The 13300-nt window shown below is 45.2% G+C and carries 11 protein-coding genes and 1 pseudogene; 4 read left to right on the top strand and 8 right to left on the bottom strand.

Annotated elements, in window-relative coordinates; translation table 11 throughout:
* The 7 genes and pseudogenes from VM802_RS11445 to VM802_RS11475 form a co-directional block, all read right to left on the bottom strand.
* Positions 1-631 (bottom strand): annotated as a pseudogene (locus tag VM802_RS11445) (F0F1 ATP synthase subunit alpha); the annotation flags it as partial.
* Positions 632-712: 81 nt separating this feature from the next.
* Positions 713-1273, bottom strand: coding sequence for an ATP synthase F1 subunit delta (gene atpH, locus VM802_RS11450; RefSeq protein WP_325530477.1), 561 nt, complete (start codon positions 1271-1273; stop codon positions 713-715).
* Between the two features lie 59 nt (positions 1274-1332).
* The gene (gene atpF / locus VM802_RS11455) at positions 1333-1827 is read right to left on the bottom strand and encodes a F0F1 ATP synthase subunit B (RefSeq protein ID WP_325530478.1); all 495 of its coding nucleotides are present in this window, start codon (positions 1825-1827) and stop codon (positions 1333-1335) included.
* A gap of 136 nt (positions 1828-1963) precedes the next feature.
* Positions 1964-2221 (bottom strand): ATP synthase F0 subunit C, encoded by a 258-nt coding sequence (gene atpE / locus VM802_RS11460; RefSeq protein ID WP_078670146.1) that lies wholly within the window; start codon positions 2219-2221, stop codon positions 1964-1966.
* A 117-nt stretch (positions 2222-2338) separates the two neighbouring features.
* Positions 2339-3481, bottom strand: coding sequence for a F0F1 ATP synthase subunit A (gene atpB, locus VM802_RS11465; RefSeq protein ID WP_325530483.1), 1143 nt, complete (start codon positions 3479-3481; stop codon positions 2339-2341).
* A 236-nt stretch (positions 3482-3717) separates the two neighbouring features.
* A complete protein-coding gene (locus tag VM802_RS11470) occupies positions 3718-5481 on the bottom strand; it encodes an ABC transporter ATP-binding protein (RefSeq protein ID WP_325530485.1) in 1764 nt (587 codons plus the stop codon).
* A 196-nt stretch (positions 5482-5677) separates the two neighbouring features.
* Positions 5678-7879, bottom strand: a complete 2202-nt coding sequence (locus VM802_RS11475; RefSeq protein WP_325530487.1) for a hypothetical protein — start codon at positions 7877-7879, stop codon at positions 5678-5680.
* Between the two features lie 176 nt (positions 7880-8055).
* Between VM802_RS11475 and VM802_RS11480 the strand changes: the two genes are divergently transcribed.
* The 3 genes from VM802_RS11480 (at position 8056) to VM802_RS11490 (ending at position 10812) form a co-directional block, all read left to right on the top strand.
* A complete protein-coding gene (locus tag VM802_RS11480; protein WP_325530489.1) occupies positions 8056-8787 on the top strand; it encodes a DUF1003 domain-containing protein in 732 nt (243 codons plus the stop codon).
* A gap of 152 nt (positions 8788-8939) precedes the next feature.
* Positions 8940-9623, top strand: coding sequence for a response regulator transcription factor (locus VM802_RS11485; RefSeq protein ID WP_325530491.1), 684 nt, complete (start codon positions 8940-8942; stop codon positions 9621-9623).
* Between the two features lie 139 nt (positions 9624-9762).
* Positions 9763-10812, top strand: a complete 1050-nt coding sequence (locus VM802_RS11490; RefSeq protein WP_325530493.1) for a sensor histidine kinase — start codon at positions 9763-9765, stop codon at positions 10810-10812.
* On the opposite strand, the gene VM802_RS11495 is transcribed toward VM802_RS11490, so the two are convergent.
* A complete protein-coding gene (locus VM802_RS11495) occupies positions 10813-12144 on the bottom strand; it encodes a putative porin (protein WP_325530495.1) in 1332 nt (443 codons plus the stop codon).
* Positions 12145-12296: 152 nt separating this feature from the next.
* Here VM802_RS11495 and VM802_RS11500 point away from each other — a divergent pair, with 152 nt between their 5' ends.
* The gene (locus tag VM802_RS11500) at positions 12297-13223 is read left to right on the top strand and encodes a helix-turn-helix transcriptional regulator (protein ID WP_325530497.1); all 927 of its coding nucleotides are present in this window, start codon (positions 12297-12299) and stop codon (positions 13221-13223) included.
* Positions 13224-13300 lie beyond the last annotated feature (77 nt).

A 13300-nucleotide genomic window follows, 5' to 3' on the forward strand; every position in this document is an offset into this window, starting at 1 on the left:
TAGACGCTTTCTGACCTACAGCTACATATATGCAATACACATGCTTACCTGCGTCAAAGAATTCTTTCTGGTTGATGATAGTGTCAATACAGATGGCAGTTTTACCAGTCTGACGGTCACCAATCACCAGCTCACGCTGACCACGGCCGATAGGAATCATCGCGTCAATCGCTTTCACACCTGTCTGCAGCGGTTCTTTTACCGGCTCACGGAACAATACACCCGGCGCTTTACGCTCCAGCGGCATTTCATACAGTTCGCCAGTGATAGGGCCTTTACCGTCGATAGGCTCGCCCAGGGTATTAATTACACGCCCTACCAGACCTTCACCTACGTTAATAGAAGCGATCTTATTGGTACGGCGAACTTTATCGCCTTCTTTAATGCCTGCTGATTCACCCATCAATACCACACCCACGTTATCTTCCTCCAGGTTCAATGCAATAGCCTTGGTTCCATTGCTGAATTCAACCAGTTCACCGTAACGCACATTGCCCAAACCGTAAATGCGGGCGATACCATCACCCACCGACAATACTGTGCCCACCTCTTCGAGATCGGCAGAAGCATTGAAGTTGCTTAACTGCTGGCGTAATATCGCCGAAATTTCATCAGGTTTAATATCAACCATAATTATGATTTTAAAAAAAGTCGTTAGATAAATTTAGTATAACGACAACAGCTTTGCGTGTACGCAGCGGCTGCTGTATAATTAACGTATGTTAGATACGTAAATATTCTTTGTAAACTGCTGTTTGATATCTTTCAGATCACGCAGCACTGACGCATCAAACAAACGGTCATTAGCCTCCAGCAGGAAACCACCGATCAGATCTGCATTTACAGCTGTTTCCAGCTTAACCTGCTGCGGCATCTCAGAAGCCACCTTCTGCTTGATAACATCCAGGGTGGCAGGATCCAGTTCTACCGCAGTAGTGATCTTCACCAGAGCAATGTTGTTCAAAATGTTATACTGGCGTGAAAAATCAACAGCTATTTCAGGCAGAAAGCTTTCACGTCCTTTATTTACCAGCAGATTGATGAATGCCATAGTGGCTGCGCTAATACGACCATCCAGCACTGCAGCCAGGATCTTTCCCTTCTTGTCTGCCTTGATGATCGGGCTTCTCAGCAAACTCACCACATCTTTGTTACTCTTCATGATCTGCTGTAATAACAGCATGTCGTTATGCACCGCTTCAACCTGGTCTTTTTCTTTCGCCAGGTCTATCAATGATTTTGCATATCGGGATGCTAAACGGGGATTCTGCATATAGTTTATATCTTTTAGCACCAGTGCCAGGCATCACTACCTGATACAGCGCCAGTACCTTAATTCAGTTTTATTTCTCCTGCCAGTTGTTTCACGTAGCTTTCCTGAGCTGTTTTATCAGACAGTTCTTTTCTCAACACTTTCTCAGCTACTTCAATTACCAGTGTCCCCACCTGGTTTTTCACGTCAGTCAAAGCTGCCATTTTCTGGTTTTCAATAGCTGTATAAGCTTCGCTGATGATCTTCTTCGCTTCAGCCTGAGCCTGAGCTTTAGCTTCGCTGATGATCTGATCTTTAGCGTCTTTAGCCTCTTTCAGGATCTTGCTTCTTTCTGCTTTGGCCTCAGCCAGTACATGCTCATGCTCTGCTTTCATCTGCGCCATCTCTTCTTTCACTCTTTCAGCAGAAGCAATAGAATCAGCAATGGAACCTTCCCTCTCCTTCAATACCGCCAGAATAGGCTTCCAGGCAAATTTCTTCAGAATAAGGAATACAATAATGAAAATCAGTAATGAGATAAAAAACAAGCCTGACGCTGGTAGCAACAGATCCATATAGTTAGAATTTTATTATTTTTTTATGTTGATATTTATCGGTTTCAGAAAACTCCTTTTCTGAATAATAAAATGCCGGATAGAAAGATTTACTGCATCCATTGCCCTGTGCGCCGGATGCAGTAAAAAGTTTGGCTTACAGAACTACCGCCAGCAGACCAGCGATTACACCGAAGAGGGCAACACCCTCTACCAGCGCAGCAGCCAGGATCATGTTCGCACGGATGTCGTTAGCAGCTTCTGGTTGACGAGCGATAGACTCCAGAGCGCTCTTACCGATGTTACCTACACCGATACCAGCTGCGATAGCAGCGATACCAGCACCAACAGCACCACCAGCTTTAGCTAAACCAGATGCAGCAGCAGCCTGCAATAAAACAGTCAAAAGTGCCATAATGAATATGTATTTGTAATTAAAAAAATTTCAACTTAAAATCAGAACCCCCTTTTAGCTTTTCAGGAGTTAGCTTTTAGTCCATGCTAAATGCTAACTCCTGAAACCTAATGTCTTCTAGTGGTGCGCTTCGTCATGACCGCCTTCCATCGCCTGTCCGATAAACACCGCTGTCAGGTTGGCAAAAATGAATGCCTGGATAAATGCCACCAGCAACTCCAGCATCATCATTACAATGTTGAAGGCAACCGTAATCGGCAGAAATCCATAACCGGCAACCTTGTTCAGTGAACCGAATATAAATACCAGGGATATAATACTGAGAATAATAATGTGACCCGCCATGATGTTGGCAAACAGACGGACAGTGAGAGATACCGGTTTGGTAATGATACCAATCAGCTCCACCGGAGCCAGAATCACTTTTACAAATCCAGGAACCGGAGGATTGAAAATGTGTCCCCAGAAATGCTTGTTGGTGCTGAACATAGTAACAGCAAAGCTTACCACCGCCAGCGCGAGAGTCACCGCAATGTTACCCGTTACGTTGGCAGAACCAGGTAACAGACCCAACAGGTTATTGATCAGAATAAAGAAGAATATTGTCAGAATCAGCGGAGTATATTTTTCAGCCTTACCAGGAATGTTAGGCTTCACCACTTCGTCGCGGATAAAGATGATCACCGGCTCCATCAGACTCTGGAAACCTTTAGGCGCCTTCTTGGAACCACGTGTTTTATATGCTTTCGCCACATTCAACATCAACACTACCAGCAGGATAGCGGCAATGAACATAGAGGTGATATTCTTGGTCATCGACAGATCATAGATCTCTTCGCCAGTCGGATTGTCGTTGGCATCCACCGCAATGATCTTACCTGCAGGATATTTCGCTTCTTCCAGTCCCTTTTCATGCAGATAATGCTCATTCACCAGGCGATAACCATCATGAGACGCATGACCATGATGAAATGCTGAAGAAGAAAATACAGAAGTACCACGGTTAGGGTTATATATGATAACCGGAAGCGGTATGGTTACGTGAGTTTCGCCAATGCTGAAAAGATGCCAGTCGTGTGCATCTTTTACGTGGCCCAGAATAACTTCCTTGGCATCAAATTTCTTTGGCTCGGCTGCTTCCGCTTCATGTGCTTCATGCGCGCCGGCAGCAGCTTCTGTAGCGTGCTCCGGGTGCGCTTCCTGCGCAAAAGAAAAATTACCAAAACTGTGAAGTCCAAGGACCATCACAAGTGCTACCATTCTATGTTTGAACTGACTGAAAGAAATCACCGTTTTCTGAAATTTTGCGCAAAGATAAACGATTTTAAGTCAAAAATTAAGCGACGATGAAAAAAAAGGGTAGTATTATCTAATTATATTGATAATCAGGATATTAGTTTTGCTGAAGAGATATTTTTCTACATAAAAAAAGCGGCTGAAAACCAGCCGCTCTGTCTTAATACAATATATATTTTTTTTCACTATACCTTGCTCCCTCAAACCGCCCTCTTCACACCGAACTGCATACTGTGCAGCTTGTAATAAAACCCCTCCAGCTTCAACAACTCCTCATGCGTTCCCATCTCCTTGATCTCCCCCTTATCCAGCACAATAATCTTATCCGCCTTACTGATAGTAGACAACCGATGCGCAATAATAATCGCCGTCCTGTCTGCAATCAGCTTGTCAATAGCCTGCTGGATCATCATCTCAGATTCCGTGTCCACGGAAGAGGTAGCCTCATCCAGGACCAGGATAGCCGGATTATACAACAACGCCCGCACAAAGGAAATAAGCTGACGCTGCCCCAGCGACAACGTACTCCCCCGCTCCATCACCTGGTAATCATACCCCCCAGGCAATTGCATAATAAAGTCATGAATACCAATCAGTCTCGACGCCTCCTCCACCTGCTGCCTCGTAATGGCGCTGTTATGCAGCGTGATGTTGTCATAAATAGATCCGGAAAACAGAAACACATCCTGCAACACCACCCCGATCCTACTCCGCAACGCCTCCAGCGAATAATCCGGCAGGTCAACGCCATCAATCCGGATATGCCCCCTCTGAATCTCATACAGGCGGTTCAAAATACTGATAATCGTGGTCTTACCCGAACCAGTATGCCCCACAATCGCCACCGTGTCACCAGGAGAAGCATGAAAGCTAATGTCCTTCAGTATATAACGGTCATCTATATATGCAAAATGCACATGGTCAAACACAATGTCTCCCTTCATATTATCGGCCTGCTGTGTGCCCCGGTCAGGTATATAGTCTTCGTTGTCCAGTATCTTGAACACCCGCTCGCTGGCCACCATACCCATCTGCAGGGTATTGAACTTATCCGCCAGCATACGCAGCGGCCTGAACAGCATGTTGAGGTACATAATAAAAGCAATCATCACTCCCTGGGTCACCTCATAGTTCAACACCTTATTGGAACCCCACCATACCATCAAACCCAATGATATAGCCAGGATGATTTCCACCACAGGAAAAAATACAGAATAAGCGAAAATGGCATCTATATTGGCCCTGCGATGCTCCTTGTTGATATGCTTAAAACGCGCATGCTCCCGTTTCTCCGCTGTAAAGGCCTGCACCACCACCATACCAGTCAGATGCTCCTGTACAAAGGCATTCAACGCAGCCACCGCATTACGCACCCGGTAAAAAGACTTATTCACACTCTCCTTAAACACATACGTGGCAAAAATCAGCACCGGGAATGGCGACAAGCTCACCAGCGTCAGCCGCCAGTCTTCAATAAACATTACCACCAGTATGGCAATAATCATCAACAGATCCGAAATAATGGAAATGATCCCCTCCGAAAACACATCATTGATAGCCTCAATATCATTGATGCTCCGGGTAGTCAGCGTACCAATAGGGGTTTTGTCAAAAAAGGCCAGGTTCAGATGCACAATCTTCTTAAATACCGTCACCCTCAGATCTTTGATCACTGATTGCCCCAGCCAGTTAGTCAGATAAGAGAACCAGAAACGAACCACCGTTTCCAGCAACAACAACAGGATCTGTATGACCGTCACAATAACCAGCATCCGCATAAGCTGATTAGAGATGTATTTATCAACTGTTATCTGAATTAGATAAGGCCGTAACGGAGATATTACCGCAAAGATCACGGTCATTACCATCGAGAGATACAAAGCCCTTTTATATGGTGCCGCAAAAGTGAAGATGCGACGAAGCAAACTAAAATCAAATACTTTCTTTACCGCCAGATTTTCCAATGTGCCAGGTTTAAACGATATAACAAACCTACGTTGTTTCTCGCAAAGCAGCAAAGGGAGCAAAGCAACAAAGAACGTTTTTAAGTTTTGTAAGATTAAATTTGAGATCATATTATATTCTGATACTCGAAATCAGTCTTAATCAAACTTAAAAATATTCTTTGCTGCTTTGCTCCCTTTGCTGCTTTGCGAGAAACTATTTCTTCTTATCGTCTTTCATAATCTGCCTGTAAGCCTTGATGAATATGGCGCCCAGGTTTTTATGCGGAGGCACATAATCGCTGAACAGCTCACGGTTTCTTGCATCCGGCGCAAATTTTTTCGCAAGTTGCGCCCACATCACCACCCAGTCAACATTCTTACCCGCTCTCACTACATCTTCCAGACTATGGATGATAGGCTCGTTTACAAAACGGGTACCCACCTGTTTGGATGAAATGATATGCGCTTCCGGCGATTTCTCCAGCACAGTAGCCAGGTTATGATAACCACCGCAAGAGCCAAGTACAACTATTTTGGCAGAACTCTGCAGATTATCCAGCGTAGTATTGATATGGTAACTATGACCACGATGTATAAACACTGTAGGGTGAATATCGTTTTCGTCCAGGTATTCTGAAAGCCTTTGTATTGCATCCTTATCTCCCGGTTCATCAATCGGAAGATTGGCGTAAATAGTTACCGGCTTACCTTTCAGCGATGTAATAGTAGTCCAGTACTTATTCTTGTTGACCCGCCATTCTGAAGACGGGAAGTTGGTCATGAAGCTGGAATAAGATTCCTGTCCATCCTTGTCTCCATAAAAGAACACCTGCTGGTATACCATACCGCTGTCACTCTGTAACGTATTGAAAGAAACATAATTGATCGGCGGCAGTTGAAGTTGCGTAGCCATGTCAGAGGCTTTGGAAGAGTCGTTCTCTTTGTTGGTCTCTGTATCAAAAAGGCTGCTGAGCAACTGATATATTACTATTCCACGCCGGTCGCTGTGACGTTTTACATAAGACAGGTTCTTCTTCACTTCCTCACGCAGGAAGTCCAGCAGTTTGGGATCACGGATACTGCCAAATGAATTGGCTACATCCACCGCATCTTCCAGATCTTCGGTCTTTTCCAGGTTCTGCATGTATTTCTGCATGAGGTAGTTGGCATTCTCCGGCGCCATGGATTTCAGGAAGTTGTCCAGCGTATTGAAGCCGGCTGCCATCGCAATAAACTTCCTGAAGCGGTCAAAGTTCACCTTCAGCAAAAGACTGTCACCACGCGGAGGCTTCATACGCAGCATCATCTGATCATATAAACCAGCGTTGTTATGGTTCGTATAGCTGGATGTATACAACTCTTCCTGACCGTTGATAATCAGGTAATAAAGCTCTTCCGGTGTGAAATCTTTTACAATACGGAAGCGCACTGCAGCGCCTTCTTCATGCAGGTCATTCACGTTGCGGATATATAGCAGCGATTTGGCCTGCATATTTTCATTCATGGCTTTCAAACCGAATGGATTCTGGCCCTCGTTCTTCAGCTTCTGCAATGCGATGGTGGATTTCACCATCTGCTTATAGTATTGGTAGTCGTTATCTACAATTTTCTCCAGTTTATCAATCGTAGTAGTTCCAGCCAGCAGTTCATCAATGAACGGCAGTATCCTCGTACTCTCAGTTGATTGTCCTATCCTCACAATCTGTTGTACAATGGGATCCTGGTTTCTTTTGATCACATTCGCCATCGCTGTGTAGGACGTAGCATAAGTGAGTATCTGGTTGGGATACTTGCGCGCCACTGCCGCAACAATAGAGTCTGTACCGGAATAATCCAGGTAACCCGCCAGTTTAGGCATAATGTTTTCCAGGTTATTGAAGGCATATTTACCAAATACCTCCCCCCTCGCATCCTTATAGCCGGGGTTATCGTGGAATATTTCTATAATCCTTTCTGAAGCGTCAAAGGACAGGCTTTTAACGTAAGGAGCAATACTCTTTCCTTTTATATCGGCATGCATCATATTGCGGTAAGCCTGTATGATGGCCGGAGCTTCCTCAGGTTCTATCTTGCGGTGAGCACGTTTCTGATTATAATCCTTAAGCGTTACATACAGCCCCGAAAGATATTTCACCTTCAACCGGTGATCCAACGCCGAATCACGCTCTATTTCCAGCTGCATGTTATCTACATCTTTCAGAAGTGCATTTGTTACCTGCAGATTGATAGTCTGGTCATCTGATACCTTTACAAAATCATCAGCCTTGCCGTCAAACTTTGCTGCAGCAGCCTGCTCTTTGTCGATGTTGTCATGAAATCCCTGACGGGAAATGGGGATCTGAATATGATTACCTTGTGCGTGTGTCCAGTTACCTTGAAAGGCGGCAAGTAACAAAATGATTAGAAATTTTCTCATGTAGATGTTCTTTTTCACATGGTCGAGATAGCAAATTTACAACCAATTTATCTTAGGTAAAACCCCTTCTACCTTTCATGCTATTTATCAACATAAAACAAATTACAATATTACATATTATATCACTAGCACAAAAAATGAAGTATAATTAAAACAGAAAAACAAACCCTTAGTTTATGCAAACCTTCATCAGCGATATTTCAGGCAAATCATTCCCGGAATCAGAGAAAGTAAATGCCAAAATGATCCGGCCCTCCATACTGGCTATGATCCGGAACGAACACCCTCATTTTACCAACAAATGCAACATCGCCATCTCCGAAATGGACCAGTACCGCCACAACTATTACAACACCTTGTTTTCGAAAGAACTGAGCGAACTGACGGAGATGGAAAAAGTTGTACTGAAGCAACTGAAAAATGATGAAACACTTACCAATAAACTGGAAGAAGAAAGCCCCCATCAGAAACTTACTTATGGAGAAGAAATGGCCGACCGGATCGCTTCCTTTGGAGGCAGCTGGACCTTTATCTTCATTTTCTTTCTCTTTATCACCATTTGGATGGCGATAAATGTACTCTGGCTCTTTAATAAACCCTTTGATCCATATCCGTTCATATTACTGAACCTGATACTATCCTGCCTGGCTGCTTTGCAGGCGCCTGTGATCATGATGAGCCAGAACAGGCAGGAAGCGAAAGACAGGCAACGCGCCAAAAAGGATTACATGATCAATCTCAAGGCCGAGTTGGAAGTGCGTATCCTGCACGAAAAAATCGACCACCTGCTGATCCGGCAACAACAGGATGTACTGGAATTACAGCAAACACAGCTGGAGATGCTCAACCAGCTGATCAACACCATCAAAGCCGGTAATCATAATCACAAGAATACAGATGGGAAATAATACACATGTCAGACTGAAGCATTTTTGATGTAACTTACTGCATATCAAAGAGAAAAAGAGGGGTAGTGAATTAACAATTTCATAATGTTAATTTTCCATTAATCACCGACACAGGGTCATAATTTTGTGCCGTCTTTAAAAAGCAAATAATCATGATAGACCAAGCGGTTGTAGGAAAAATACTGGTTGTAGATGATGAGTTGGATATTCTGGAAATTATCAGCTATAATCTGAAAACAGCAGGTTATGACACGGTAACAGCGAAAGACGGCAGCGAGGCTATCCAGAAAGCTAAGATTTTCAGACCGGATCTGATCATGCTGGATATTATGATGCCTAATAAAAACGGCATTGATACTTGTCGCGAACTCAGGAAACTACCCGAATTCAAAGACACAATGGTACTGTTCTTAACTGCACTGAACGACGAGAAATCAGAAATAGACGGGCTGAATATGGGTGCAGACGATTACATAGCCAAACCTATCAAACCCAAATTACTGGTAAGCCGTATCAATGCACTGTTCCGCCGCCTGCACAAGCCAGAGGAAATGCAGGTACACCTTGGCGATCTCATCATCGACAGAGAGAAATTCACCGTTACTTATAAAGGCCAGGAAATCATCCTTGCGAAGAAAGAGTTCGAATTGCTGCAATTGCTGGCATCCAAACCCGGCCGTGTGTTCCTGCGCAATGAAATCCTTAACCAGGTATGGGGCACCGAAGTAATAGTAGGCGACCGTACCATTGATGTACACATCCGGAAAATCCGCCAGAAAATTGGTATCGACCTCATCACAACCGTGAAAGGCGTGGGCTACAAGTTCGAAATGTAATATTTCGTTTACCCGTTCCAGTTTATTCCACCCAAACCTGTTGGCTGATAGCTTATGCTAGTAGTCAACAACTTTTTTTATGGCCAGAAAGAAATTTAAAGTAATTTCCCATTATTACACTAATTACTCACTTTGGAGTATGTTTAAAGCTAAAAATCTCTCCCCGCAGAAACTCGCGGGGTTCACTGCCCTTATATTATCGGCCATCATAGCGTTGGGCAGCCTGTTAGTGGATGGTAACTGGAAAGTGGTCACCGGGGCCTTTTTACTCACCTTCCTCGTTTCCTACTACCTGTATCTGTATACCCTTCAGAATTTTATTTACAGGAAAATAAAGCTCATCTACAAATTCATCTACCAGACAAAAGCGTCCAAAAGAGAAGAATTTTTCCAAAAAAACATCCTTCCGCTGAAAACGATCGAAGAAGTAAGTGAAGATGTGGAGAAATGGGCAAGCCAGAAAAGAGAAGAACTGGAAAACCTCCGCCGCAACGAAGAATTCAGGAAAGAATTCCTCCTGAACCTGTCGCACGAACTGAAAACACCCATCTTCGCAGTACAGGGTTATATCCACACGCTGCTCGATGGCGCCCTGGAAGATCCCACTGTAAATAAAATGTTCCTGAAAAACGCCACCAAGAACATTGACCGTCTTTGCCGCCTGATAGACGACCTCGATGAGATCTCCAAACTGGAAAGTGGCGAAATGACCATCAATAAGGAAATATTCGTCATCCAGGACCTCGTGAAAGACGTATTCGACACCCTCTCACTCAAAGCAAACACCAAAGGCATTAAATTCAATATCAAAAAAGGTTGCGAAGCGCCCATCCCGGTACTCGCAGATAAAGAAAAGATCCGCCAGGTGCTTATCAACCTGGTAGATAACTCCATCAAATACGGCAAGCCTGATGGCCACACCATTGCCAGCTTCTATAATATGGATGGAAAAAGAGTACTGGTAGAAATTTCCGATGACGGTATCGGTATGTCCGAAGACCACCTGCCGCGCGTCTTTGAACGCTTCTATCGTACAGACAGGGCCCGCAGCCGCGATATCGGAGGCACAGGTCTGGGTCTTGCCATCGTAAAACATATTGTGGAAGCGCACGATCAGTCCATCACCGTGCGTAGTAAACCGGAAATAGGCAGCACCTTCGGCTTCACACTGGAATCAGGCAGGGAATAGTTAAAATCGGTACTGCACCCTGCAAGTCAGCACATTATCCTTCAGATCATCTTCATAGCCCGGCAACGCCGTGCTTTCATTCTGCACCCAGTCGTAATAGAACATAAACTTGAGGTGTTCATTGGCGTAATACAGATAGCCAAAGCCCAGTGTATTGTAGCGTATATCCGCCGGAGTTAACCCCGTTCCAGGCGCAATATCTTTACCCTTCACTTGCCTGTTGGGGTCATACCAGTCGTACTTCACAACAACCTGGTGATGCGGATTGCCAAGATCCTGTATAAAATACAGGTAGGCGCCGTCAAAACTCCTGATATACAACGGGAGTGGTTTCCCTGTTGCATCTACCGGTATGATACCCGGTGTTTCTGTGGTCGCAGCAGTAGCCGTTTGTGTCCCCCTGATATATTCCGCCCTGAATTGCGTATATCCTTTGCCGGAGCCATTCGGTATCTTCAGCTGAATATCTCCCCCATAATAGTGGCGCGGCGCTATTTTCCCCAGGTTGTCGGCAGACGAATCCACCACAAAGCCCTGACGCCCTCCTGTAGTCCCCATGGTGTATATAGCCGGTGTAAACTGCGCCATACCGCCATAAAGAACAGACACGCCACCCGAGATCATCCATTTATCAGCATTGAGCTTCACCGGCTTGATACCAATGCGGCCAATAAAATCCTTATGGCTGTCAAAATCACCGGCGCCGGAAGCCGAAAGCCCTTGCCCGTTGAAAAGCCCCGCGTCAATCTTCAGGAAACGCAACCGGTTCTTCTTGTCCCTTGGCTCAAAAGAAATCATCGCGCCAAGGTCACGCTCCGTCTTCATCAGCAACTGCGACATACGCCCGCGCTCCGGTGTCTCACGGTCTGCCGAAGACAGATTCACCTCATAGCCAAACGGGCGCGCAAACATCCCCATCGCCAGGGAAAACATATTAAACTTCGGCTCAAAAAAACGTCCGTAAAAATCGCGGATAAACACGCCCCTCTCCGTCCCGTCAAACTGGAAGGCAAACTGCACAACAGGCATGTCATGCTTGTTATACCGCTCATAATCCAGCCGCAAACGTCCCCGGCGCAGTGTAAACCTGTTGTCCACCTCCTTGGAGAAATCACCGCCGGCAAAACTGGCAGCCCCCTTCTTCTGAATCATCTGGAACTGCGGCTGTATATAGCCGCTGAACCGCAGGGCATCATACTTGTGATACATAGCTACCATGCCCTTCCCCAGCTCCGTAGTGGTATCAATCATATCCATCAGGAACTGCGCGCGTGCTGCCACAGAAGTAAAAATCAATACGATAACAATCAGGATTCTTTTTGCCGTCCGCATTAAGCCGGGAAATTTTTGCGCAAAAGTATGTTTTTAGGGGTTAGCACACTCCTGTTTTTTTCGTTACCCGCTTGTTAATCCACTGTTAATCCCTGGATACAATATGATTTGCTACTTATCATTTCGGTAAATTAATAGGCATTTTCCTTCATATGAAGTCAACCACTATTCAGCTCTGGAACCGCAAAATACAAGAAGCCGTCGCCATCGCCCATGATGCCCCCTTCAATGATATAGACCTGAAAAAGGTAGCAGACCAATTATGTGTTTCCGTAGATATCTTCTCCCATAAGTTCACAGAACTACATGGCGAATCATATAAACAGTTTGTAAAACGCAGCAGGCTTGAAGCTGGCGCCGGCTATCTCCGTCACAGCGATTACAGCATCAGCCAGATCAGCGAACTTTGCGGATACACCAATTCCAGTTTCAGTAAGGCTTTCAGGGCCATGTTTCATAACAGCCCCGTGGCGTTCCGCGATATTCCCATTCTCCACAACGAAGTACATACGCTTGAAAGAACAAACATCATCACTGCCGCCCACCAGAAAAATATGGAGAACATTTTCACGGTCGACAGAACAGAAAATGTAAGACTCCCCAATTACGCACTGTATTACAATATCCTTCCCAGCAGCAATGATCCGGTACATAGCCTGGTGGCCTACATGACCACCTACACATACCAACTACAAGCCATCAAAGCTTCTGTCCCCATGAGCGGAGCCATGATCATCACCGGCACGCTCGACGTGGTACCCGTTACCAACTATAGCCGCATGATGATGTATGTAGGTCTGCTATTACCCAATACTACTGATAATGATATCGCCCACCTCCATATAAAACTGGCCTTCCAGGAACCCTTCGGGTTACTGACCCGCAGGATCCCCGGAGGCGACTATAAGAAATTACCGGTACCCATGAGCTTCGCCGCCGCAGGCCTCCCCATGTACCAGTTCATTAATAACAACTGCCGGGCTGGCCATTTCAAAATGAGCAGCAACCACTTCTTCATCTCCCTCACAGGTATGAACGACTGCGAAATCTATATCCCCTGGATGAAGCGAACACTGTGATGATGCTGATATAGAAAGATAAAACGAGAAGCCCCTTCCTGTAACGGTTTCAGCAGGAAGGGGCTTCTCGTTTTATC

Origin of the sequence: Chitinophaga sp. (assembly GCF_035538455.1) — a bacterium.
GTDB lineage: Bacteria > Bacteroidota > Bacteroidia > Chitinophagales > Chitinophagaceae > Chitinophaga.